The following is a 23,843-nucleotide window of genomic DNA, read 5'->3' on the forward strand; positions in this document are numbered from 1 at the left end:
TTTATATATGATCTGAATCTGTCTTCTTGTGGTTGCGTTGCGGCTGTGTGCGCGTCAGGCCGCGCGGTATTCGGCGAGCACGGCGAGCGCGTCGTCGTTCGCCGGCGTGATCACGGTGCAGCTCGGTGCGAGCAGGAACGGTGCGTCACCGCGCAAGGCGAGCGTCTCGTCGATCTGCGCGCGCACGGCACTGACCGAGCCGTCGGGCTCGAACTCCACCGAGTTCGCGCCGGCCACGGGCACGGCGCGCAGTTCGAGGTCGGCCTTGGGATTGCCGGCGGCGTACTGGTCCCACTGGATCACGTCCACGCCCAGGTCGTCGAACCATTCCGGGTTCGATTCGGCGCGGCACGTGTGCAGCAGCACCACTGCCTCCGGGTTCGCCTCGCGCACGGCGTCGATGACGATGCGGTCGTATGGTTCGGAGAATGCGCGGTATTGGTCGCGGTCGAAGTAGCCTTCGCTCACGGTGCCGGTCACGGCGTAGAAGATGCCGTCGAGCCCCGCGCCGCCCTGCTCGATGGGCGTGACGAGTGTGCGCGCGTAGTCGGCGAGCGTGCGCGCGATGTTGCCGAGCGCGCGCTTGGCCACCTCGGGCTGGTCGAAGATCGCCGCCTGCACGGTGGTCTTGGAGTGCGTGTGCGTGTCGTTCGGGTAGAGCGGCAGGTCGGCGAGCTGCAGGAGCACGGAGAGCGGCGAGAAGATCGTCTGGATCACACCGCGGTCCGGCAGTGCCTCGCGGATCAGGCGCGCGGCTTCGGTGGCCTCCTCAAACGCGGGGTTGTGCGCCGGGTCGAGCTGTTCGATCGTGCTCACGTCCTGCGGCGTGTTGATCACGGCGCGCACGGTCTTGGGGATCACGAAGTCGCCGTAGTCGTTCTGGTCGTAGACGCCGCCCCACGCCTCGGCATAGTAGACGGCACGCGGATTGATCTTGACCCAGTCCCAATCCCACTGCTTGATGAAGTCGATGTAGGCGCTGGCGAATTCCTGCGCGCCGTATTCGTGGCCGACGAGATGCTCCCATGCGGCGGTGAGATGGCCGGCGCCCGGCTGGCCCTGTGCGATGGAGTGGAACTGCTGCTTGCGGTTTGCCATGATGACCCCTTGTGTTGATATGTGTTACGTGTTGCGGTTTTATGCAGATGTTTTGTAGATGTTTTCATCTGCACCACCATTCAGCGTCACGCTGACGGATGATGGACAACTGGGCAAACAATCGGGATTCATTTGCAAAACCCAGCCGTGTACCACAGAGCATAACGCGTGTTCGCATGGAAAACACGGGGTTCTTTACTGGCTCTCGTTATGGCACGCTATCAATCTCCGCCACATTGCGAATATTAAACGTGCTATAAATTTAACCAATAGCCCAGCAGACAGCCAGACTCCCACATACCAACCCGCCACAGGCCGCTTTGCCTGTTACGGGTAGTGCCTTCTCCGCTACGGGTAGTGCCACACCTGTTCCCCTCCTCCTAGAAACCGCCATTTTCCAGCAATCACACATGAGACTTGCCCGAGGAGGCACTACCCGTAGCGGAGAAGGCACTACCCGTAACGACTATGGGGGACACCTGTGGCTGTACTCAGTACCCACAGCCATACAAATGGCCCCGGCCTCCCATAAGGACGGCCGGGGCCATTTGCGCGCCATCATAGCGCTATTGCACTAGCGTGTTTCACACATTGGGCTGATTCGGATTCGGCGCAGGCGTCGCCGTAGGAGCGGCCGCAGCCGACGGTGCGGGCGGCATGGTGGGCGCCTGCACGGGCTGCACAAACGGCTGCGCGGAAGGCGCCGCCGGAGCCGCAAGCGCCGGCGGGTTGGGTGCGCCGAACTGCCAGTTGCTCGTATCGGTCGACGATGGCTGCTGCGGTGCGGGCACGCCGAATTGCCATCCGTTGTTCTGGAACGGGTCGGTGCCGGCTGGCGCAGCGGGAGCGGCCGGAGTGGTGCGCTTGTGCGCCTGCATCTGGTTGTAGTACGCCACGATGGTGCCGACGAGCATGACGATCACGCCAATGATCGCGAGCCACATGCCAGCCCCATACTGCACGCGCATGGCCTGCTGTCCCATGTAGCCTTCGAGCACACTCGAGAGCGCGGAGCCCTGCTGCATCTGCTGGGCGCCCGCGGCGATCACGAAGATCAGGAGCAAGGTGTCAAGGCCGGTCAGCACGAGTGCGGTGAACCGCTTCTCCAGGACCGCGCATGCGCCAATCGCCAGGAGCATGACGAGCATGTACCAGCCGACGGCGCCCTGCTGGAACAGGCTGCTGGAGACCTTCTGGCCGAACATCGACACGCTCGTGAACGGCAGGAACAGGGCGATGATGGAGATCACCGCGCCGACGAGCGTCACGATCGCCGCGTAATCGATCTTTTTGTTGCCGATCTGGATATGCTGCGAGCCGAGCGATTCGGCCAGATTCGCGCCCTTGCGCGCAGCGGCGGCCGTCTGCTGCGGCGGCACATACGGTGCCTGCGGCGCGGCCTGCTGCTGCGGCTGGGTGTACGCCGGCGCCGCGTACGGGGTTTCGTTGTGCTGGGGCTAGCCCGGCCCCTGGGTTTCGTTTGGATTCATGGTTCCAATCCTTTCTGGGTTGGTTGTACGTAGATGCACAGGCGCCGCCGTGCGCGGTTGCCGACGGCGGCGCTTGAAGTCTCAGCCGTTGAGCGGCTTGACGAGCGGGAAGGTGATCGTTTCGCGGATCGTGGCCCCGGTCAACGCGATGAGCAGGCGGTCGATGCCCATGCCCATGCCGCCGGCCGGCGGCATGCCGACACCGAGCGCCTCGAGGAAGTCCTCGTCGATGTCGCACGCCTCTTCGTCGCCGGCGAGCGCGTCCTTGGCCTGCGCCACGAAGCGTTCACGCTGCACGATCGGGTCGTTGAGCTCGGAGTAGCCGGTGGCCAGCTCGAATCCGCGCACGTAGAGGTCCCACTTCTCCACGACGCCCGGCTTGCTGCGGTGCGCCTTGACGAGCGGCGAGGTCTCCACCGGGAAGTCGCGCACGAAGGTCGGCTCATACAGCTTGTCTTCGTAGAAGTGCTCCCACAGGTGCTCCACGAGCTTGCCATGGTTCTCCACGTCGTCGCGTTCCACACCGAGTTTGTCGGCGATGCGGCCGAGCTCCTCGACGGACGTGCCCGGGTGGTCGGGACCACCGTTCGGCACGATCTCCTGGCCGAGCGCTTCGGACAGCGAGTCGTACATGCTCATCGTCTTCCACTCGCCACCCAGGTCGTATTCCGTGCCGTCGAGCAGTGTGACGGTCGAGCTGCCGAACACGTCTTTCGCGGTCTTCTGCACGAGCTCCTTGACGAGCGCGGCGATCGTGTCGTAGTTGCCGTAGGCCTCATACGCCTCGACCATCGTGAATTCGGGCGCGTGCGTGCCGTCGACGCCCTCGTTGCGGAAATCGCGGTTGATTTCGAACACGCGGTCGATGCCACCCACGAGGCAGCGCTTGAGGAAGAGTTCGGGCGCGATACGCAGGTAGAGGTCGAGGTCGAACGCGTTCATGTGCGTGGTGAAGGGGCGTGCGGCCGCACCACCGTGCACGGTCTGCAGCATCGGCGTCTCCACCTCGAGGAAGTCGTGGTCGTCGAAGGTGCGGCGCAGCGACGAGACCGCCTTGGAGCGGTTGCGCACCATGTTGCGGATGCGCTCATCGGCGATCATGCCGATGTACGGCTTGCGCGTGCGCGTGTCTTCGTTGAGTTCCTTGTGCAGGGTGGGCAAAGGCTGCAGCGCCTTGGCGGCGATGGCCCATTCGTCGGCGAAGATCGACAGCTCGCCGGTCTTCGAGGCGATCACACGGCCTTTGACGAACAGGTGGTCGCCGAGGTCGACGAGCTGCTTGAAGAGCTTGAGGGAATCGGCACCAATCTGCTTCTTCGAGAGCATCGCCTGGATCGTCGTGCCGTCGCCCGCCGCGAGCTGCACGAAGCACAGGCCGCCGGCATTGCGGATGAACAGCACGCGGCCGGCCACACCCACCACGTCGTCGGTCTCCTGCCCCGCTTCGAGCGTGCCGTCGTACTTGGCGCGCACCGCTTCGATCGTGCTGGTCACATCGAGCGTGACCGGGTACGGGTTGAGCCCCTCCTTGAGCATCATCGCGCGCTTCGCCACACGCATCTGCACTTGTTCGGGGTGCGCCTGCGGGCCGAATTCCTTGTTCGACGGGTCCACGGCCTCGTCAAGCGTGGCGCCTTCCTGGATGCGCGCCGTGATCGCGGCGTCCTGGTCGAGCAGCAGTTGGGCGCGTTCCACGGTCGTCATGGCAGGCACGCCGTTGGCGTCTTCCTCCACGGTGATTTCTTCGGTTGCAATCGGTTCAGTCATAGCGACCCAGTGTAACCACCAGCCACTACAGCCGATTCCTATGTATATGGCGTGTATATGGCGCTGTCTCGCACAGCTTGAAGCGCATGCGCGCATCGGCGGATTGAAGCGCAACACGCCGAATTTGCGTATTTGTGATTTATGCGTAAACTGTCATCTGTTGTCAAAAACGGGCTGTGGCGCAGCTTGGTAGCGCGCTTCGTTCGGGACGAAGAGGCCGCGAGTTCAAATCTCGCCAGCCCGACCCAAAGAAAAACCCCACCGCACGGTGGGGTTTTTCGTTTCTCACGGGCTGTCCGCGGCGGATCAGCCTTCCACAATCAGGTACGACTTGATCGTCTTGCGCTGGTCCATGGCCTCATACGCCTGTTGGATCTGGTCGAGGCTGAAGGTCTGCGTGAACACCTTGCCGGGGTTGATCTGTGCGTCGAGCACAGCGCGCAGCAGCACCTCCTTGTCATACGTCGTCACGGAGGCCGGGCCGCCGGCCAGTCCGACGTTGCGGTAGAACGTGCCTTCGCCGCTGATCTGCTGGCCGTGCGGCAGACCGACGCGTCCGATCAGCGCGCCCGGGCGTGCCACGGCGGCCGCTTCCTGGAACGAGGCGTCGGTACCGACGCATTCGAGCACGGCGTCCGCGCCGCCATCGCTCAGCTCAAGCAGCTTCGCCACGCCTTCGTCGCCGCGTTCGGCCACGTTGTCGGTCGCGCCGAACTCCTGGGCGAGCACACGGCGGTCCTCGTGGCGGCTTGTGGAGATGATGCGCTTGGCGCCCATCATCTTCGCGGCGATGATGCCGCACTGCCCCACCGCGCCGTCGCCGAGCACGATCACCGTGTCGCCCGGCTGCACGCGTGCGGTGCGCGCCGCATGGTAGCCGGTGGCCATCACGTCAGACAACGTGAGCAGGCTCTTGAGCATGCCTTCGCTGTAGTCCTCGGGCTTGCCCGGGATCTTCACCAACGCCCACTGGGCGTGCTGGAATCGGATGAACTGGCCTTGCGCGCCCATCGTGAAGTTGTCGTTGTGCGCCATGCACGATCCGTCATAGCCGGCGCGGCATGCGCGGCATTCGCCGCAGCCGTGCGTGAACGGCGCGATCACGAAGTCGCCGGGCTTGACCGAGGTGATGGCCTCGCCCACTTCCTCCACGATGCCGATGGCCTCGTGGCCCGGGTTCGTGGAGTGGTCCTCGCTTTGGTTGATACCGCGGAACGGCCACAAATCAGACCCGCACACGCATGTGCGCACCACGCGCACAATCGCGTCGTCGGGCTGTTCGATAGTCGGCTTCGCCACGTCCTCAATGGCCATGTGGCCCGCGGATTCGAACATGGCGCTCTTCATGGTCTCTGTCATATATGCTCCCATCTGTCCGTGCATATGCACACTGCGCATATGCCACTGTCCCCATCGTAGGGCCGGACGGACGGATGCGCGCAGAGCCAACCCGCGCCGGTTCTGTTCACACGCCGTACGCGTGCGCAATCGCGCCGTCCAGGTCGGCGATCAGGTCGTCCACATGCTCCAGGCCCACCGACAGGCGGATCAGATTGTCGCTCACACCGGCCGCCTCGCGGAACTCCGCCGGCACCTCGCGGTGCGTGATGCGCGCCGGATCGACGATGAGCGAGCGCGCGTCGCCGATGTTGGGCACATAGCTGAACACGCGTACGCCGTCGAGCACGCGGCTGACCTGCTCACGCCCACCGTCGAGCTCGAAGGAGAGCACCGGACCCACACCGTGTGCGAACAGACGCCGCACGCGTTGCGCCTGCGCGCCGGCGTCCGCCTCATCCTCGAGCGCGAGCCCGGAGTACTGCACGCGGCGCACATGCGGCACGCCGCGCAGATGCCGCGCGATCGCCTGCGCGGAGCGTGTCTGTTCGCGCACGCGCACCGCCAGAGTCTCGAGCCCGAGCAGCTGCAGATATGCGTTGACCGGGCTTTCAACCGCGCCGAACGTGCGTACATATTTGATGCGCACGCGTCGGATGTAGGCGTCGGCTCCGAACCGGCTCGCAAAACTGTGCCATGCGCCGGCGCGCTCGTCGCTCACCACCAGTTCGGGCTGCGTGAATTGCGGGAAACGAGGGCTCCCCCAGTCGAAGTTCCCTGCGTCGACGATTACACCGCCGAGTGTGTTGCCGTGGCCGCTGATGCCTTTGGTGGTGGAATGCACCACTACGTCGGCGCCCCAGCGGATCGGCTGGAACAGGTATGGCGTGGGCACGGTGTTGTCCACGATCAGCGGCACGCCGTGGCGGTGCGCGAGTTCGGCGAGCGCCGCCACGTCGGTGACCTCGGTGGACGGGTTGGCCACCGATTCCGCGAAGATCGCGCGCGTATCCGGTCCGATGAGCGCTTCCACCTCGGCCAGATCGTTGATGTCGTCCACAAAATCGGTGTGCACGCCGAACTGTGGGAAGAAGCTCGCCATCGCGTCCACCGACGCGCCGTACAGCGTCTTCGGTGCGATGATGCGCCCGCCGCCTTCCGCCGCGCACAGCAGCGCAAACGAGACGGCGGCCATGCCCGAGGCCACGGCCACGGCGGAACGGCCACCTTCGAGCGCGGCGATCCGCCGTTCGAGCACGTCGACGGTGGGATTGGCCACGCGCGAATACGAAAAGCCGTCCTGCGTGCCGGCAGACAGCGCGTCGCCGCGGTCGGCACTTTCCATGTGGAACGCCGCGCTCAGATAGATCGGCGGCACGGCCGCGTGCACATGGTCGGCGGCTGTGTAGCCGCTGTGGATTGCGCTCGTCTCAACATGACACATCGGTTTCTCCTTGGTATGCGGGTGGCTCAGATGGCGAGGACCGCGTACAGGTCGTCGGTCGAGCGCCGGCGCGCGTGTTCCTGCGCCACGTCGAAGGCCTGGTCCAGGTCGTCGATCAGATCGCGCACGTCCTCAATGCCGATCGACAGGCGGATGAGCTCGTCAGTGATGCCCACCTTGAGCCGTTCGCTGCGCGGCAGCTCGAAATGCGTCATGCGCGCAGGCAGCTCGGCGAGGCTTTCCACCGCCCCCAGGCTGACGGCCAGCCGGAAGACGCGCAGGTGGTCGAGCACGTCCGCCGGGTCGATGCCGGGCGCCACCTCGAAGCTCAGCACGCCGCCACAGCCGCGCAATCCCTTCGCTGCCACAGGCTCGCCATGGATGCCCGGGTAGTGCACGTCGCGCACATACGGATGCGCGAGCAGGTGCTGCGCCACGGCGAGCGCATTCTCCTGCTGGCGTTCGAGCCGCAGCGCGAGCGTCTGGATGCCACGGCGCACGGTGTCGCATTCGGCAGGCGCAAGCACGCCGCCGAGGCGGTTCTGCGCATAGTACACGCGTTCTCCGAGCGCATCGTCGCGTACCACGGCCAGCCCGGCGATCACGTCGGAATGCCCGGCCAGGTATTTGGTGGCGGAGTGGAGCACGATGTCGGCGCCCAGGTCGAGCGGCTGCTGCAGATACGGCGTGACGAAGGTGTTGTCGACGATCACGATCGCGCCGTACCGGTGCGCGATGCGCGCGATTGCGGCGATGTCGTTGACCTGCAGCAGCGGATTGGTCAGCGTCTCCACGTACACGGCGCGCGCGGGCGGCGTCAGGTCGTCGCCGCGCACGGCCCGTTCGAGCGCGGATTCGTCTTGCGTGTCCACGGGTGTGCTGAGCAACCCCCAGCGCCGGAAGTGCTCGTTGAACAGCGAATACGTGCCGCCGTAGATGTTCGCGCCGACGACGATGCGGTCGTTGGGCGCGAAGATCGAGAGCACGGCGTGGATCGCGGCGAGCCCGGAGGCGAATGCAAAGCCGCGCGTGCCGTGTTCGAGCTGGGCGATCTGGCGCTCCAGGAACTCGCGGGTCGGGTTGCCGCTGCGCGCGTAATCCCAGCGGGGCATCGACTCGACCGTTTCGAAAGCGTATGTGGATGAATTGTAGATGGGCGGGTTCACCGCGCCGGTCGTGTCGGTGCCAAGCGGCAGGCCGTGCACGAGTTTGGTGTTCAATTGCGTCATATGCACCCCCTTGGTGGTTGTTCGCGCCGCAGGCGGTGTGCTTGCGGCTCCATATGCGAACCTACCGGCGTGCTGTGCGCGACACACGCCCCGGGGTATACCCGTTGGTTATGGGGTGCTCAAAACGGCCGGCGCAGGTCAGGGACGCGCGCCGGTGCCTGTGCCGTGTGCCGGGCCGTTGCCCGCGCCCGAATGCACCGCCTTGCGCAGGTTGAGCATGTCGCGCACTGAGAGCGGTTGCGCGGGTTGGGGCATGAGGTACCGGTCGTACGAGATGAAGCAGCGCTTGTAGACGAGGGCGAGGATGATCGCGCCGGCGAGCAGGGTGAGCGCGGAGAACGATGTGAGGATCACGAACTGGTATCGCGCAGCGTCGAGTGGATTGCCACCGGCGATGATCTGGCCCGACATCATGCCCGGAATCGTCACGATGCCGGCCGAGGCGAGGTTCGCGATCGTGGGCAGCATGCCGAGGCGGATTGACGACATGACCGACGGGCGGGCCGCCTCCCACGGCGTGGCGCCGAGTGCGAGCAAGGTGCCCACCTCCTCATAGCGTTCGCGCATCGATTCGAAGAACCGCGACATGGCCAGGGCGAGCGCGGAGACCGTGTTGCCGAGCATCATGCCGGTCAGCGGAATCACGACCTGCGGCGCGTACCACGGGTGCGGGCGCACAATCAGTTCGGCCACGATCGAGATCATGATGAGCATGGTGACCACAAGGCTGAGCAGCACGATCGGCACGAGCCCTTTCGGCACGCCTTTCGCGCGCGACATCGTGATCTGCACGGCCGCGATGAGCATGATGGCGATGAGCCCGACGACGAGCCACACGTTCTGCTGGCGGATCACATATTCGAGCACGATGCCCATGATCAGCAGCTGCACGAACGAGCGCACCATCGACCAGACCAGTGATTTCGCCACGCCCAGCTTCATGAGCACGGAGATGCCCGCGGCGATGACGACCATGCCGGCCGCGATGAGCAGGCCGAGATTGTCGATCGTGAAATAGCTGTGATCGGTCATGCGCGCCGCCCCTCCCCTTGTGCAGCGGACGCCGCCTGCTGCTCGCTCAATTCGCCGCCGCTGAGCACCATGATCCGGTTCGCGCGGCCGTCGGGCGCACGGTGGCGGATGCGTACCACACCGGCGCCCTGCTCGGCCGCGCGCTTGAGCAGATCGGCCACTTTGTCCGCGTTCTCCTCGTCGAGCCCGGCGTCCACTTCATCCGCGAGCAGCACGCGCGGCTTCGTCAGGATCGTGCGCGCCAGACTCACGCGCGCCGCCTGCCCGCCAGACAGGTCGCGCGGATTGCGGTCGAGCTGGATGTCGGCGCAGCCCATCGCGTCGAGCAACTGGCGGATATGCTCGTCCGCGAGCATATCCGCGGGCTCCTGTTTGCGCTCGCCCTGCCGCACGGCGAGCGTCCACGGCAGGCGGATCACGTCGGCCACGGTGTCGCCGATGAGTGTGGAGGTCTGCGGGAGGTACGACACACGCACACGCCACTGTTGCGGCGTGAACGAGTCTGAATCCTTGCCGTCGAGCGCGAATGTGCCGGTCGTGTGCGCGTTGAGGCGTGCGAAGGCGGTGAGCAGTGTGGATTTGCCGGCGCCCGAGGGGCCGGTGATGTCGACGACCTCGCCGGTGTCCACATGGAAACTCAGATCGTGGAAGACGGTGTGGTCGCCGCCCTGCTGCGGCATGACGGCGGTGACATGGCTGGCTTCGAACAAGTGTGGTGCTGGGGGTGTGGGATTCGGGCTCATACCAGCCACTGTACAAACGGGCGGCGCGTGCCGTGCGGTACTTCGCCCGCGGCGAGGCATGGAAAAACGCCGCGTATGCATTTGGTAGCAGGAAAAGCAGTGCATACGCGGCGCGCGAGTAAGAGTCAGAAGGAGTTATCGGTCGATACGCGCTCCTTTCGACTCGTGGATGGGGGAAGTCTGTTCACGGCGGCGCCTGCCGATGGCCGAGGCGATGGCCCAGACCACGGCGAGCACACACAGCAGTCCGCCGACACCGGCGAAGAGGTACGCGGTGAAATGCTGCATGTTCGGGAAGAACACGAAGGTGGCCGAGGACATGGAGGCGCCGACGGCGATCGTCAGCACGCCGCACAGCAGCACGATCACGCCGAGCACAATCGTGCCTGCGCTCGGTCCTTTCGGGCGCATGGGCTGCTGGGGTTGCGGCGCGGATTGGGGCGAGCTGTACAGCGGGACCGCGTTGGCGGGAGGCACTGTGCCGGCTGGGGCCTGAGGCGCTTTGGGCGCATCGGCCTCCTCGGCGGCAGCGTCCGCCTCCGGGGATTCTGGTTCGTCCGTGGGTGCGTCTGCGGGCAGTTCGGTCGTCGCCTCGTCGAATTCGGCGAAACGTTCGCTCATCGGCATGTTCAGTTCGGTGATCTCGGCCGTCTCGATGACCTGGGTGTCGTCATCGCGTTCCGGCCGCTGTGGGTTGGTGGTGTTCATGATCGTGTTCCGTTTCATCTGGTAGAGGTCAGCGTTGCGAGGCGTAGCGCACGGTGATGTTGCCACCGATCACCACGTTGGGTTGGATCACCAGTTCGGGCGTGGCCGGCGCGGCGTCCGCCAGCACGGCGCATGGCCAGTAGTATCCATCCTTGACAAGCTGGCGCATCTGGCTGTTGGCTCCGGACTCGAATTCGACCTTGCCGTCGACGACACTCACGCCATCGCACAGTCGTGCCATGCGCTGCGATCGGAAATTCTCGCTCGTCACGAAGACGTGCGCTGGCTCACGGTCGCCGTCACCGTCCGTCAGGTCATCGATGGATTCGTCGAGGTCGTCATCGTCCATGACCCGCACGTCGATGCCGGGGATGTGCACCCGCGTCGAGTTCTCGTCCACGGTCACGCGGATGTTGGACCAGTCCCCGTTGCCACCGAGCACATCGAAGGGGTCGCCGCTCGTCATCGCCGAATACCGGTTGCCGAACGAGTCGACCGTGCCGTCATGCAGCGACGAATCGAATCCCCACGAACAGCCATCCGGGATCGTGATGACTACGCGGGCGTCCTCGACGGTCATCGGAATCGTGCCGACCGGGCACGTTGTCTCCTTGGTCTTACCGTCGCGCAGTTCGATGGTGTGCTTGCCGTTCGCCTTCGCGTAGTCGCTCAGGTTGATGTCGAGCGTGCTGCGCATCATGCCCTGGCCGCTCACGGCGATGCCCTTGGTGATCTCGTCCATGTCTTTCGCGGTCAACGAGGTGTCTACGCTGTCGGGTCCGATGCCGATCCGGGTGTAGTCACGGCTCACCGCGTTCTTGTATTGGTCCATGACCGACCATGCGCCGCCGACCGCCATGAAGCACGCGGCCAAGAACATGAGGGTCCACACAAAGGGGTGCAGGCCGCCGGTGCGCCGCCCACAACAGCCGAGGACCACGATGATCGCGCCCAGCACCGCCACGATGGCACCGACGTAGATGATCAGCGGCTGCACCTCGCCGATGAACGTGGTGCGGTCGTCGAGCACAATCGCCAGAATGCCGGCGGAGGCGAGGATGAGGCCGAAGAACAGCAGCACGACCATGGGGCCTGCTCCCTTGCGGCGTGCACGCCTCGGTTCACGCGGCGTGGCGGGCATCGGCACCGCGGCAGCGGCCGGCTGCGCGGTGTATGCAGGGGCCTGTTGGGCGGCCGGAGCCGCGCCCATCGGCATGGCGGACTGCGCATACGGCTGGGCCGCGGGCGGCACGGCGGCCGACGAGGCGGTCTGCGGGTATGCCTGCGACCACGCCTGCTGCTGCGGATTGGGGGCTGCCGCCATCGACTGCGGCGGCACCGGCCGCTGCGGCATGACCGGCTGCTGTGTAACCGGCTGTGCGGGTGCGCTCGGCTGTGGCATGGGGCGCACCGGTGCGCCACCGCTCGTGTAGGCGTTCGGCTGCGGCGGGTATGGCGTGCCGGATGGCGCAGGTGGTGCGACCGGCGCGCGGAACCTGCGGCGGCCATTGTCGACAAGCAGGTAGAACACGAGCATCGCCAACAGCAGCGGCATCACGTTGATGCCCCAGTGCAGACCGAAGCCGTAGTCCCAGTCGAAGCCTACCCCGAAGCCGAAGCCGCCGGCGATCACGATCGCCAGGATCACGCCCACGAACGCCCAATCCCATTGCCCCGCGATAATCTCCTCAAGCAGGATGCGGTGGTCGAGCTCGTCGGGCAGCAGCAGCCAGGCGATGCCGTACAGCAGACCGCCAAAGCCGCCGAAGAACACGGAGACGACCATGAGGACGCGCACGAGGGTGACGTTCCACCCCAGTTCGCGGGCGATGGCACCGCACACGCCGGCAATCACGCGGTCGTTGGTGCGTTCCACGCGGCTTTCGCGAATCCAGCGGAAGAACGAGGCTTCGGGCTTGGCCGTGGGCTGCGTGGGCTGGTGTGGCGAGGAAGAAGCGGGGACCTGTGTGTATGCCGGACCACCTTGCCCCTGTGGCTCCGGATTGTGCTGTGGATTGCTCATGGCTCCATTACAGCAGGCCGCCAGCGTGAAACGCCTCGGGGAACACCCTGAATCACACCCTGAATCTGGGCGTGAGGCCCTGACATTCTCCCTGAACCACGGCACAATGGAACCATGACTTCCGCACCTGCACCCCCTGCGAACGGCATGGCCGCAGCCCAGCCGCCAGCGCTGTTCCCCGCCAAACTGCCATTGCTGCGCCCCAAACACGGGCGTTGGATCGCCGGCGTGGCCCGTGGCATCGGCATGCATTTGGGTGTCCATGTAGCCTGGGTGCGACTGGCGTTCGCGCTCTCGTGCTTCGCATACGGCGCAGGCGCAATCGCCTACGTGGCGCTGTGGGTGTTGGTACCACCGGGCGACCCGGTGGCCGAGGCCGCCCTCCGTGTGCGGTTCGCGCAATCCGCTGGCGCCGCGAATGCGCCGCTGTCGCGCGGTAATACGCCCTACGGAGCACCCCGAAGCCCCGAACCGGTGCCAGACAATCCTTATGATTACACAGGTCTGAACGAAGAGGCAGGCGGCCGTCCCGTCAGCATGGAGAGCATGCGCCAGGTGATCGACGAAGCCTCCAAACCCGCGCTGTTCGCGTGCGCAGGCGTTGTACTGATCGCGATCGCCCTGCTCATCAACCAACTGCAGACGGCCAACGGCCTGATGCTGCCGGTGTTGCTCGCCGCGACCGGCGTGGGCCTCCCTTGGCTGCGCTTCAACGCGCGCACGGGGCAGACATGGACCACAGTGGTCGGCGTGCTGCTCGTCTTTGCCGCCTACGCGCTGCTCGTCACGCAGACCGCGATCGAAGACGGCTCCGTGCCGTTCCTCTACAGCCTGTGCGCCGGGTTCGCGTTGCTCGCAGGCGTATTGTGCGCGCTCGTGCCGCAGCTCGTCTCCCTGATGCGCACCTCGGGCCGCGAGCGCGCGCTCAAGGAACGTGAAGAGGAGCGCGCCGACATGGCGGCGCATCTGCATGACGGCGTATTGCAGACGCTCGCGCTGATCCAGCTGCATGCGGCCGAGCCGCAGCAGGTGTTCGCGCTCGCCCGTTCGCAGGAGCGCGAATTGCGCAGCTGGCTGTATCAGGAGCGCACCACGAGCGACCGTTCGGTCAAGGCGGGACTTGAGGAGATCGCCGCACAGGTCGAAGACACGCATGGCAAGCCGATCGACGTGGTGACGGTGGGCGACGCGCGGCCGAGCGCGCAGACCGACGCGCTGCTCGACGCGGCGGCGCAGGCGATGGTCAACGCCGTGACACACGGCGGCGAGCCGGTCTCGGTGTATTGCGAGGCCGGCGAACGCCAGGTGGAGGTGTTTGTGCGCGACCACGGCGAGGGCTTCGACGTCGACGCGATTCCCGAGGGCCGCCTGGGGATCCGTGAATCGATCATGGGGCGTGTTCGTAGGCGTGGCGGCACGGTGGAGATCGTGTCGCGCCCGCACTGGGGCACCGAGGTGCGCATGCACATGCCGATCGTGGCCGGCACATCCGCGCCACAGACGGCCGCGCCGGCCAAACCGTCCGCTGGAGCGGAGGACCATGGCGCGGCCGGCGGCGGCGCACTATGATGCTGCACGGGGGCGCGCATGGCATGGACCAGGCGCAGCCCAACGGACCAATGGAGGACGCATGGAAGACACCACCCACACCCAGGCACGCATCGCGGTTGTCGATGACCACGAGATGTTCCGCGCGGGCGTGATCGCCACATTGCAACCGTATTTCGACATTGTGGGGCAGGCGGCGGATGTCGAATCGTCCATTGACATGATCGTGGCCACGCAGCCCGACGTGGTGCTGCTCGACGTGCATGTGCCGGGCGGCGCGGGCGGTGGCGGTGCGGAGATCCTGGCCAAATCGCATCCGCACGCCCCGCGCACCGCGTTCCTGGCGCTTTCGGTCTCCGATTCCGCGCAGGACGTGGGGTCGGTCATCCGCGCCGGCGCGCGCGGCTATGTGACGAAGACGATCACCGGGCACGACCTGATTCACTCAATCGAGCAGGTGAGCGAGGGGTATGCCGTGTTCTCGCCCAAACTCGCCGGCTTCGTGCTCTCCGCGTTCCAGGGCGCGCCGCCGGACGCGCCAGCCGCCGACGAGCCGGTGCACGACGAGGAGCTCGACCGGCTTTCGGCGCGCGAGCAGGAGGTGATGCGCCTCATCGCGCGCGGCTACACTTACAAAGAAGTGGCGTCCGAGCTGTTCATCTCCATCAAGACCGTGGAGACGCACGTCAGTTCGGTCTTGCGCAAACTGCAGCTGTCGAACCGCAACGAACTGACGCTGTGGGCCTCCGACCGGCATATCGTCTGAACGTGCGCCAAGCGGTGCGGTATCGTGGACGCATGACCGCCACAACCACCACCGAAGATCCCACAACCCCGGACGCTTCCGACGCCTCCACGTTTGACGTCAACGAGTTCCTGAACCGTCTCGACGCCGTGTTCGCCAGCCACAGCGCCGCCACCAAAGCCGAGCCATTGCTGCTCGACGCCATGACCGACGCCGAAAACGCCGGCGACTATGCCGGCCTGCTCACCGTGCTCAACGAGACGATGGGATTCTACCGGTCGCAAGGCCGCCACCAAGACAACCAGTGGATCATCCAGCGCGCGATCGAACTCGCCCTGCGACTGGGCCTCGAAGGCACCGAAGCGTGGACCACCACACTCATCAACGCCGCCACATCACAGCGCGCCGCCGGCAACATGGAACAGGCCGAAGACCTCTACGAGCAGGCGCTCGCCTCCGCGCGCACCACCCTCGCGCCCACCGACCGCCGCCTCGCCGCCCTGCATAACAACTATTCGATGCTCCTGAGTGAAACCGACCGCCCCGCCAAGGCGCGCGCCGAACTCGAGGAGGCGCTGCACATCCTCGAATCGTCAAGCCCCGACCCCACGCACGACGTCGACATCGCCTCCACATGCACCAACCTCGCGCTACTCACGCTGCAGAACGGCAGTGGCGGCGAGCAGGCGCTCAGCGAGGCGCGCACACTCGCGGACCGTGCGCTCGCGATCTACCGCGACGCGCACGCCGAACACAGCGCGCATTTCGCGTCCGCGCTCGCCGGCGCCGCGCAGGTGAGCTTCGCCGCCGGCGACGCCGTGGCCGCGGTCAGGGACTATGAGCGGGCGCTCGCGATCATCGCCGAATGCTACGGCGAGCATACCGAATATTACGCGGTGACCGCGCAGAACCTGGCCGAGGCGCGTGCGGCGCTCGCTGCGCAGAGCACGCCGGATTCCACCAGAACACCCGAGGGGCCGCAGCCCTCGCCCGCACAGCCGTCCGCGCCGCACCGGCACGTGGAACCGGCCGCGCACCCCGCGCAGACGAGCGGACTGCAGCTCGCGCGCGATTATTGGCTCGCCTATGGCAAGCCAATGCTCGCCGAACGCTACGCCGAATTCGCCCCGCGCATCGCCGTCGGCCTCGTGGGGCACGGGTCGGAATGCTACGGCTTCGACGACGCCCTTTCGCACGACCACGACTTCGGCCCGCGCTTCTGCATGTGGCTCACCGCAAGCGACTATGCGCGCATCGGCGAACAGCTGCAGTCCGACTACGAATCCCTACCCGCGCAGTTCAACGGCTTCGCGCGCACCGGTGCCACGCCCCGCGCGCAGGGCGCGGGGCGGCGTAGCGGCGTGTTCGAGATCGGTGAGTTCTTCACATCGGTCACCGGTTACCCCACCGCGCCAGGCGAGGACGAGCCGCATCTGTGGATGATGCTCGACGAGGCCACGCTCGCTGCCGCCACGAACGGCCGCGTGTTCGCCGACGCACTCGGCGCGTTCTCCAAGACACGCCAATCGTTCAAGCTCATGCCCGACGACGTGCGCCTGGCGTTGGTCTCCAAACGCCTCGGCATAATCGCGCAGGCGGGCCAATACAATCTGCCACGCATGCTGCAGCGGGGCGACGGCGCCGCCGCATGGCTGTGCGTGAGCGAATTCGCCGACGCCGTCTCGTCGCTCGTCTTCCTGATCAACAATCCCGTGACGGTGGGCTATGCGCCGTACTACAAATGGCGGTTCGCGGCGCTGCGCGCGTTGAGCGCACGCGCCGGCATGCGGCTGACGGGCGTGTGCGCGCAGCTCGAACAGGTGCTGCGCCTTGCCTCGGCGGCGTGTTTCGGTGGCGCAGGATTCGGCGAGGGCGGCGCGGGGGCGGCGCCGAATGTGCGCGAAGTGCAGCGGATTGTGGGCGATATCTGCGCGCAGATCGTGCAGACCTTGCAGGCCCTCGGCCTGACGACGAGCGACGAGGACTTCCTCGAATGGCAGCGCCCATACATCGAAGCGCACATCACAAGCGACGCCGCGTGTCTGCACAGTCTGTGAGGGAAAGGGAAACCATGAGTGCGACCACGAGTGAGGGCGCCACGGGCGCGCAGGAACGCCAGCGGCTTATCGCCACAATCATCGACCTGGAATGGGGCCAGTTCCAGCGCACCACGAACCAAGGCGGCCGCGCGGCATGTCAGGGCAACCGTCCGATGTTCGAACAGATGCGGTTCAGCCAGTTCACGCCATGGCCCTGCGAACTGCTCGCCAGCTACCGTGCGGACCTCGAAGACGCGAACCGCGAAGGCCGCAATCTCGTGACCGAAAAATACGCACGCATGATGGAGTCGACCGACCCCGAGACCTACGCGCGTGAGCTCGCGCCGTATCTGCCCGAGCTCACCGCCGAGCGCACGGTGCATCAGGAGCGCATCATCACGCAGCAGGTGGCATGGGCGCGCGCGTTCATGCAACGCTGGCCCAAGCTCGGTGCGGCGATGCGCGTGCTCACCACTGCGCAGGACACGCCGGAACAGACGTCGTTCGAGACCTATCTGCGCGGCGAACTGGGCACGTACAGCACCCGCACGCTCGCGCTGTACGGGCGTTTTGTGGACGCACTGGCGAGCGCGGGGCGCAACCTCACCGAGGAGACCGTCGGCGTGACGGTGCGTCTGGCTGGATTCGACGGCCTCGAAAAGGCCGAACGCGCGCAAGCGTAACGGCGCCGCGGCCGTATCCGCACCGCGTCCACGCCCGCGGCGGAAAAGCGCCGGCACAGGAACATGGTTGGCATTGCGCGCATTACAGTGGGGAAATGTGCAGCATTTCTGGAAGCAACTCGCGTGGACATTGGGTGCGTCGGTGGTATTGTGCGCCCTGCTCATGGGCCTGGGCGTATGGATGACACCGCCATGGAAAGTGGAACCGCTCGACGAGCACATCTCGCTGTCCTCGTCGAACACGGCCATTGAAGCCAAGAGCATACGCGCCGAGACCGAAGGCACGTACCAGGTCAAGGAGACGCACCGCACGCTCACGGTGAGCGGCGGCAAACAGGTCGACGCGATTGTGCGCGAGCCCATCGACGCGTCGGGCAAACGGCCAGCCGTCGAATTCATCCACGGATCGGGAACCGGCGACTCCTCTACAAACAGCGACATCGCGCATGCGTTCGCCTCGGCCGGCATTGTAACGCTTGTGCAAAGCAAGCGGCTCGACAACTATTCGGCGCTGCACCGTGATTACGAGGCCTCCGCAACCGATTACCTGACCGGCATCGATACGCTGCGGTCCCTGCCGAACGTGGACGCGAACAAAGTGGGCATCTACGCGGAATCGGAAGGCACGTGGATCACCACGTTGATCACCAAGCGCGACCCCTCGATCGCGTTCACCGTGCTCGTCTCGGCGCCTGTGTTCTCCGCACGCCAGCAGATGGCCGTCGGCGCCACCGAATACCTGCACATCATCGGCGCGCCGGAAGGCGTGGAAGGCATTGTGCCGAAGATGCTCAGCCTGAACCCGGGCATGCTTGGACTGGAATACGCGTCGTTCAATGCGGCCGATTACCGAAACACGCTCACCATGCCACTGCTCGTGGTGTATGGCACGCTCGACCGGTCGATGCCGGTCGAACAGAGCGCGCAACAATTGCTGCAGGACGCGAACAGCGTGGGCAACACCAACACGATGGTGCGCTACTACCCCACCAACCACCAGATTCGCTTGGGTTCGTCGCTGTCCAAGCCCGGCCTACCCCTGCCCGACCAGTACACGCACGACATCGAATCATGGGTCAACGCGGTGGCCGCCGGCGCCACAGCCGGCGACTGGACCACGCCCAAAATCGCGGGGTCGCAGCCATTCCAACAGTTCGCGGTGCCCACCGACATCCGTCCGGGCCTCATCACATCGTTCAACGTGCTCGTGGCGATGTTCGTGTTCATTGTGCTGATGTGGGCCGTCACGGTCGTGCTGTGCATCGCGTCGCACCTAGGGCGCAAGAAGCGCGCACACGTGTCCACAGACGCCAACGGGCGCACGCTCATCCACCGCTTCACCAAGCAGACACAGACACTCATCATCACCAACATCGTGCTCGCGCCCATCATCACGCTCGGGTTTCTGGGCTACTTCGCGTTCACCGGGGTCGCCGCGCTCAACCTGCGCGATTGCGCCACCGCGCTCGCCGTGGGCTGGATCTGCCTGCGCATCGGCGCGGCGGTCTCCATCGTGCTGCTGTGCTGGCTGTGGGTGCGCATGTTCTTCTTCTACGGGCCGGGGCGCTTCGATGCCGATGATCCCGAGCCCGAGGCGCGCATGGCACGCGGTCATTGCGCGATCGTCGCATGCCTTTCGTTGTGCGTGCTTGTGGCGCTCGCGCTCGGCGTGTTCTTCAATCTCATCAGCTGAACGCTAGTCGAGCGTAAGTGCGCGGATCTGCGCCGCGCTCTCGAAACGCACGGCCTGCAGGCCCGCGGCGCGCGCGGCGAGCACATTGCACGCATTGTCATCCACGAACAGCGTCTGCGCGGGATCGAGATGGAAACGGCCGATCGCGATGTCGTAGATGCGCGGATCCGGCTTGGCGACGCCCTCCTGCGCTGAAATGACCTTGCCGCCGAGCAGGTTGAGCCAAGGGTATTTGCCGTGCATCTCGCGCACGCCGCGCACGGTGAAATTGGTCAGTCCCCACAGGCGCACGCCGCGCGCGTGCAAGTCGCGCATGAGCGTGGGCATGCCGTCGATCATGTCGTAGAACCCGAGCCGTTGGAACTCGAAATACAGGCGCATGATCCACGCCACGGCCGGCCCGTGTTCACGCTCGTAGTCGGCGATGATGCGCTCCTCGCTCCAGCCCAAGTCGGCGAGGTCGTCGTAGTACGCCACGCCGTGCGGATCGGCCGGGTCGAAGAACATGTCGACGACGCCCGCCGGGTACAGCCCTTCGATCGTGCGGCGGGGGCGCCAGTCGATAAGCACCCCGCAGTAGCCGAACATGACGTCGGTGTAGCGCGGTGTGGCGAGCGGTTCAGCCGAACGCCCCAAGTCAGGCACGGCGGCCGGTTCAAGCGAACGGCCCAGATCAGGTGCGGCGGGCGCGGCGAGCGGAATGCGTGCGGGATGCTCCATGGCTTTCATCGTACGGCGCTGAATGGCCAAACGACCGCGCCTCCCAGACGAAAGTCATGTTTTGCCGCCCGCATCATGACAACCCTCTGAGGTTTGGCCACGCTGCGACGGACAACGACACGCTTCCGCCGCTACGGACACAATACTTTTTTGCTACGGGTAGTGCACAACGGGTCACAACATGTCGTTGTTCGATAAATACACACTACCCGTAGCAGAATGATTGCACTGGTCAGGACCGCTCGCCGAGCCCATCTGCCATTGCGCGGCACCTGCAGATGGCGCCGCTACGCGAGCAAAAGAACAACCCGCTGTTTCAGCGAGTTTCCTATCTGTGGCGGCCATGCGGCCATGCGGTGATTCCTCCTCGGCATCGCACCGCCAAATACATAGATATATAGAGATATATAGAGATATATAGATATATAGATATTCAGTTTTACCTACCAGCCGTCTACCGCTGTTCGGGCACCATGCCCTGCGCCTCGGCGTCCATCTCGGCCATCAGCCTATCCAGGGCGACAAACGTCGACTCCCATTGGTCGCGCATCGCGTACCCCTCCTTTCTTCATCTCGTCTTCACAAAACATCCACATATCGTAACGGCACTCACGAACTTGGTTCCGCTGCGAGCGATGACAGCCCTAAGCCTTTGGGCCTGTCGGCGGGGCACCTGTCTGTAAGTGTCCGAAATCACGCAGAGCGGCCATGATGCAGAGACAGCTGGCATGAAAAAAGGTTTTGAACCGAAGTCCAAAACCCTGTAGGCGGATAGGGCGAGATTCGAACTCGCGGATGGTTGCCCATCAACGGTTTTCAAGACCGTCTCCTTAGACCGCTCGGACACCTATCCAATATGCGTGACGCACGGTGTATCAGTGTAGCACGGCATGCGGTCCATGCCCCACCAAACACCGGGCGCCACACAAAATCCAATGAATCAGGCCTCCCACTTGGTGGGTTCGATCACCTCTTTGCCACCCATGTACGGGCGCATGGCCTGCGGAATCACGATCGAGCCATCCTTCTGCTGGTGGTTCTCCATGATCGCCACGAGCCAGCGCGTGGTGGCCAACGTGCCGTTGAGCGTGGCGACAGGCTCGGTGCCGTTCTCCACACGCTCGCGGATGTTGAGGCGTCGCGCCTGGTACTGCGTGCAGTTCGAGGTGGACGTGAGCTCACGGTAGCGGCCCTGCGTGGGGACCCATGCCTCGCAGTCGAACTTGCGTGCGGCGGACGAGCCAAGGTCGCCGGCGGCCGTGTCGATCACACGGTACGGCACCTCGACCTTGCCGAGCATCTCCTCTTCCATCGCCAGCAGGTGCTTGTGCTGCTCGTAGGAATCCTCGGGCTTGCAGTAGACGAACATCTCCACCTTGTCGAACTGGTGCACGCGGATGATGCCGCTCGTGTCCTTGCCTGCGGCGCCGGCCTCGCGGCGGTAGCACGAGCTCCAACCGCAATAGCGCAGCGGGCCGTTGCTCAGATCGAGGATCTCATCCTCATGCATGCCGGCGAGCGCCACTTCCGACGTGCCCACGAGGTAATCCTCATCCGGTTCGCGCAGACGGTAGATCTCGTCGGCGTGCGAATTGAGGAAGCCGGTGCCACGCATCACTTCCGGGCGCACGAGCGTCGGCGTGATCGCGAGCACGAAGTCATGCTCCTGCGCCTGGTCCACGGCCATCGTGAGCATGGCGATCTGCAGGCGCGCGATGTCGCCGCGCAGGAAGTAGAAGCGCGAACCGCTCACCTTCACACCGCGCTTCATGTCGATGCCCGCGACCTCTTCGCCGAGCGTCAAGTGGTCCTTCGGTTCGAAGCCCTCGGCCGCGAAATCGCGGATCGTGCCGACCTTCTTGACCACCACATAGTCGTCTTCGCCGCCTTCGGGGGCCTCGGGCTCCACGATGTTCGACAGCTTCCACATGGCGGTGGTGTATTCCTCGTTCGCGCTGTCCGCGTCCGCCTTATACGCCGAAACCTGCTCGGAAAGCTCCTTCGTCTTGGCGATCAGCGCGGCCTTCTCATCGGCTGGAGCCTTGGCGACTTGCTTGCCGATCTCTTTCTGCTGGGCGCGCGCCTCCTCGAACTTCTTGAGCGAGGAGCGGCGCACTTCGTCGGAACGCAGTACCTCATCCACCAGTTCCACGGACTCGCCACGCTTGCGCTGCGATTCCTTGACGACCTCGGGATGTTCGCGAATGAATTGAATATCAAGCATGAGCACCAGAGTAATGCGCTTAGCAGACAGATCACCGCCCGTTTTCCGCGGCTTTTCCAAGCGCGCACACCGCACCGCCATGCGCATCTGACCCCGCGCGAACCACGGGTTGCTAAGATTATGCTTTGACCGATTGCGCAGGCGCTCCGGCGCAGCGAGAGAGCGAGGACACGAAGTCATGAACCCACAGACGATCATACTGCTCACCGTCATGCTCGTGCTCATCGCCGCAATCATCGCCCTCATCGCGTTCCTGCGCATGCGCATGCACCGCCGGCGCGTGGCGTTGCTGCAGCAGCGCCGCGACGACCAGGTGCACTACGCGTTCATCATCAACCCGTCCAAACCCGCCGCCGCACAGACACGCCAGCGGATCGAGGCATACTGCAAGGCGAAGGGGCTGACCGAAGTCGTGTTCATCGAGACGATGCTCGACAAAGACGGCCGTGTCTGCGCGCTCGAGGCGCTCGACGGTGGCGCCGACGTGGTGATTGCCGTGGGCGGCGACGGCACCGTGCGCACGGTGGCGAGCGCGCTCGCCGGCACCGAGCACGCGATGGGCATTGTGCCGATCGGCACCGGCAATCTCTTCGCGCGCAACATGGGCATTCCGCTCGACGACATCGAGGCCGCGCTGACGATCGCCGTCTCGCACGGGTCGCGGCGCGTGGACCTGGGCCGGGTGAATCTGCTCGACGACCCGACTGAGGACCATGGGCATGCGTTCCTGATCATCGCGGGCATCGGGTTCGACGCGGTGATGATCGATGACACGGATCCGAACCTCAAGCGCAATTTCAGTTGGCTTGCCTATTTCTTCTCCGGCGCGAAGCACCTGTTCGCGCCCAAATACCGTGCCGAGGTGCGCATCGAGGCGGCCGACCACACCGTGCACACCGACCGCGGGCTCGAATTGCGCACGTTCATGGCGGGCAATTGCGGCGAGATTCCCGTGTTTTCGCTCATGCCCGACGCGTCGTTCAACGACGGCCTGCTCGACTTCGAGGTGATCGACACGACCGGCGGCCTGCTCGGCTGGGCGAATCTGTTCGGTGATGTGGTGCACCAGACAATTACGAAGAAGGCGAAGCAGAGTCCGCTGTCCATGCATTCGAAACTCGAGCAGATGCAGGGCTACAGCGCCGAGGTGCGCCTCGACCGGCCCGTGCTCGCGCAGGTCGACGGCGACATGCTGCCGAGCACGCAGCATCTGCGGTTCTCTGTGGAGCCTGAGGCGTTGATTGTGCGCGTGCCGCTGCCCGACCCGGAGCAGCTGAGCGCGACCGCGCAGATGCCGGCTGTGCGTGCCTGAATCAGCC

Annotated in this window: 18 protein-coding genes and 2 tRNA genes; 7 read left to right on the forward strand and 13 right to left on the reverse strand. The window is 65.2% G+C overall.

The annotated features are described in order from the left end of the window. Positions 1 to 54: 54 nt before the first annotated feature. The 3 genes from BPSG_RS04770 to lysS all read right to left on the reverse strand — a co-directional run bounded on the left by BPSG_RS04770 (position 55) and on the right by lysS (position 4,355). On the reverse strand, positions 55 to 1,098 hold the full coding sequence (locus BPSG_RS04770; RefSeq protein ID WP_026643568.1) for a uroporphyrinogen decarboxylase family protein: 1,044 nt from the start codon (positions 1,096 to 1,098) through the stop codon (positions 55 to 57). 584 nt (positions 1,099 to 1,682) lie between these two features. Further along, a complete protein-coding gene (locus BPSG_RS04775) occupies positions 1,683 to 2,477 on the reverse strand; it encodes a hypothetical protein (RefSeq protein WP_034879020.1) in 795 nt (264 codons plus the stop codon). Between the two features lie 192 nt (positions 2,478 to 2,669). Beyond that, positions 2,670 to 4,355: a lysine--tRNA ligase gene (gene lysS / locus BPSG_RS04780; RefSeq protein ID WP_026643567.1), complete on the reverse strand. Its 1,686-nt coding sequence runs from the start codon at positions 4,353 to 4,355 to the stop codon at positions 2,670 to 2,672. Positions 4,356 to 4,525: 170 nt separating this feature from the next. Here lysS and BPSG_RS04785 point away from each other — a divergent pair. After that, positions 4,526 to 4,599 (forward strand) — tRNA-Pro (locus tag BPSG_RS04785). Between the two features lie 62 nt (positions 4,600 to 4,661). Here BPSG_RS04785 and BPSG_RS04790 read toward each other — a convergent pair. From BPSG_RS04790 to BPSG_RS04820, 7 genes are all read right to left on the reverse strand, one after another. Further along, complete coding sequence (locus tag BPSG_RS04790) at positions 4,662 to 5,714, reverse strand: zinc-dependent alcohol dehydrogenase family protein (protein WP_202961606.1); 1,053 nt, start codon at positions 5,712 to 5,714, stop codon at positions 4,662 to 4,664. A gap of 106 nt (positions 5,715 to 5,820) precedes the next feature. Further along, a complete protein-coding gene (locus BPSG_RS04795) occupies positions 5,821 to 7,137 on the reverse strand; it encodes an O-acetylhomoserine aminocarboxypropyltransferase/cysteine synthase family protein (protein WP_026643565.1) in 1,317 nt (438 codons plus the stop codon). Positions 7,138 to 7,163: 26 nt separating this feature from the next. After that, complete coding sequence (locus tag BPSG_RS04800) at positions 7,164 to 8,366, reverse strand: trans-sulfuration enzyme family protein (RefSeq protein WP_026643564.1); 1,203 nt, start codon at positions 8,364 to 8,366, stop codon at positions 7,164 to 7,166. A 138-nt stretch (positions 8,367 to 8,504) separates the two neighbouring features. Further along, the gene (locus BPSG_RS04805; protein ID WP_051591994.1) at positions 8,505 to 9,398 is read right to left on the reverse strand and encodes an ABC transporter permease; all 894 of its coding nucleotides are present in this window, start codon (positions 9,396 to 9,398) and stop codon (positions 8,505 to 8,507) included. Further along, complete coding sequence (locus BPSG_RS04810) at positions 9,395 to 10,141, reverse strand: ABC transporter ATP-binding protein (RefSeq protein ID WP_026643563.1); 747 nt, start codon at positions 10,139 to 10,141, stop codon at positions 9,395 to 9,397. The genes BPSG_RS04805 and BPSG_RS04810 overlap by 4 nt, the downstream gene beginning before the upstream one ends. Positions 10,142 to 10,276: 135 nt before the next feature. After that, positions 10,277 to 10,849: a DUF4064 domain-containing protein gene (locus BPSG_RS08320; protein ID WP_026643562.1), complete on the reverse strand. Its 573-nt coding sequence runs from the start codon at positions 10,847 to 10,849 to the stop codon at positions 10,277 to 10,279. Between the two features lie 28 nt (positions 10,850 to 10,877). Continuing rightward, entirely contained in the window at positions 10,878 to 12,872 is a 1,995-nt protein-coding gene (locus BPSG_RS04820) for a PspC domain-containing protein (protein WP_026643561.1), read from the reverse strand. 114 nt (positions 12,873 to 12,986) lie between these two features. Between BPSG_RS04820 and BPSG_RS04825 the strand changes: the two genes are divergently transcribed. The 5 genes from BPSG_RS04825 to BPSG_RS04845 all read left to right on the forward strand — a co-directional run bounded on the left by BPSG_RS04825 (position 12,987) and on the right by BPSG_RS04845 (position 19,580). Next, positions 12,987 to 14,441, forward strand: a complete 1,455-nt coding sequence (locus BPSG_RS04825; protein WP_080699216.1) for an ATP-binding protein — start codon at positions 12,987 to 12,989, stop codon at positions 14,439 to 14,441. A gap of 61 nt (positions 14,442 to 14,502) precedes the next feature. After that, positions 14,503 to 15,186, forward strand: a complete 684-nt coding sequence (locus BPSG_RS04830) for a LuxR C-terminal-related transcriptional regulator (protein WP_026643560.1) — start codon at positions 14,503 to 14,505, stop codon at positions 15,184 to 15,186. 32 nt (positions 15,187 to 15,218) lie between these two features. Continuing rightward, on the forward strand, positions 15,219 to 17,222 hold the full coding sequence (locus BPSG_RS04835; protein ID WP_051591993.1) for a DUF4037 domain-containing protein: 2,004 nt from the start codon (positions 15,219 to 15,221) through the stop codon (positions 17,220 to 17,222). A 14-nt stretch (positions 17,223 to 17,236) separates the two neighbouring features. After that, positions 17,237 to 17,887, forward strand: coding sequence for a DUF4125 family protein (locus tag BPSG_RS04840; RefSeq protein WP_051591992.1), 651 nt, complete (start codon positions 17,237 to 17,239; stop codon positions 17,885 to 17,887). 97 nt (positions 17,888 to 17,984) lie between these two features. Further along, positions 17,985 to 19,580: an alpha/beta hydrolase family protein gene (locus tag BPSG_RS04845; protein ID WP_033502133.1), complete on the forward strand. Its 1,596-nt coding sequence runs from the start codon at positions 17,985 to 17,987 to the stop codon at positions 19,578 to 19,580. Between the two features lie 3 nt (positions 19,581 to 19,583). Here BPSG_RS04845 and BPSG_RS04850 read toward each other — a convergent pair whose 3' ends face one another. From BPSG_RS04850 to serS, 3 genes are all read right to left on the reverse strand, one after another. After that, the gene (locus tag BPSG_RS04850) at positions 19,584 to 20,300 is read right to left on the reverse strand and encodes an HAD family hydrolase (RefSeq protein ID WP_236822940.1); all 717 of its coding nucleotides are present in this window, start codon (positions 20,298 to 20,300) and stop codon (positions 19,584 to 19,586) included. A gap of 768 nt (positions 20,301 to 21,068) precedes the next feature. Beyond that, positions 21,069 to 21,153 (reverse strand) — tRNA-Ser (locus BPSG_RS04855). An 87-nt stretch (positions 21,154 to 21,240) separates the two neighbouring features. Beyond that, a complete protein-coding gene (serS, locus tag BPSG_RS04860) occupies positions 21,241 to 22,524 on the reverse strand; it encodes a serine--tRNA ligase (protein WP_026643556.1) in 1,284 nt (427 codons plus the stop codon). 211 nt (positions 22,525 to 22,735) lie between these two features. Here serS and BPSG_RS04865 point away from each other — a divergent pair, with 211 nt between their 5' ends. Beyond that, the gene (locus BPSG_RS04865; protein WP_371836402.1) at positions 22,736 to 23,836 is read left to right on the forward strand and encodes a diacylglycerol/lipid kinase family protein; all 1,101 of its coding nucleotides are present in this window, start codon (positions 22,736 to 22,738) and stop codon (positions 23,834 to 23,836) included. The last annotated feature ends 7 nt before the right edge of the window (positions 23,837 to 23,843 follow it).

Origin of the sequence: Bifidobacterium pseudolongum subsp. globosum (genome assembly GCF_000741295.1) — a bacterium.
GTDB classification, from domain to species: Bacteria; Actinomycetota; Actinomycetes; order Actinomycetales; family Bifidobacteriaceae; genus Bifidobacterium; species Bifidobacterium globosum.

Excerpts from the sequence above, each read along its gene's own strand:
- BPSG_RS04770 (WP_026643568.1), bottom strand. The coding sequence starts at position 1,098 with ATGGCAAACCGCAAGCAGCAGTTCCACTCCATCGCACAGGGCCAGCCG.
- lysS (WP_026643567.1), bottom strand. The coding sequence starts at position 4,355 with ATGACTGAACCGATTGCAACCGAAGAAATCACCGTGGAGGAAGACGCC.
- BPSG_RS04790 (WP_202961606.1), bottom strand. The coding sequence starts at position 5,714 with ATGACAGAGACCATGAAGAGCGCCATGTTCGAATCCGCGGGCCACATG.
- BPSG_RS04795 (WP_026643565.1), bottom strand. The coding sequence starts at position 7,137 with ATGTGTCATGTTGAGACGAGCGCAATCCACAGCGGCTACACAGCCGCC.
- BPSG_RS04800 (WP_026643564.1), bottom strand. The coding sequence starts at position 8,366 with ATGACGCAATTGAACACCAAACTCGTGCACGGCCTGCCGCTTGGCACC.
- BPSG_RS04805 (WP_051591994.1), bottom strand. The coding sequence starts at position 9,398 with ATGACCGATCACAGCTATTTCACGATCGACAATCTCGGCCTGCTCATC.
- BPSG_RS04810 (WP_026643563.1), bottom strand. The coding sequence starts at position 10,141 with ATGAGCCCGAATCCCACACCCCCAGCACCACACTTGTTCGAAGCCAGC.
- BPSG_RS08320 (WP_026643562.1), bottom strand. The coding sequence starts at position 10,849 with ATGAACACCACCAACCCACAGCGGCCGGAACGCGATGACGACACCCAG.
- BPSG_RS04820 (WP_026643561.1), bottom strand. The coding sequence starts at position 12,872 with ATGAGCAATCCACAGCACAATCCGGAGCCACAGGGGCAAGGTGGTCCG.
- BPSG_RS04825 (WP_080699216.1), top strand. The coding sequence starts at position 12,987 with ATGACTTCCGCACCTGCACCCCCTGCGAACGGCATGGCCGCAGCCCAG.
- BPSG_RS04830 (WP_026643560.1), top strand. The coding sequence starts at position 14,503 with ATGGAAGACACCACCCACACCCAGGCACGCATCGCGGTTGTCGATGAC.
- BPSG_RS04835 (WP_051591993.1), top strand. The coding sequence starts at position 15,219 with ATGACCGCCACAACCACCACCGAAGATCCCACAACCCCGGACGCTTCC.
- BPSG_RS04840 (WP_051591992.1), top strand. The coding sequence starts at position 17,237 with ATGAGTGCGACCACGAGTGAGGGCGCCACGGGCGCGCAGGAACGCCAG.
- BPSG_RS04850 (WP_236822940.1), bottom strand. The coding sequence starts at position 20,300 with ATGGAGCATCCCGCACGCATTCCGCTCGCCGCGCCCGCCGCACCTGAT.
- serS (WP_026643556.1), bottom strand. The coding sequence starts at position 22,524 with ATGCTTGATATTCAATTCATTCGCGAACATCCCGAGGTCGTCAAGGAA.
- BPSG_RS04865 (WP_371836402.1), top strand. The coding sequence starts at position 22,736 with ATGCTCGTGCTCATCGCCGCAATCATCGCCCTCATCGCGTTCCTGCGC.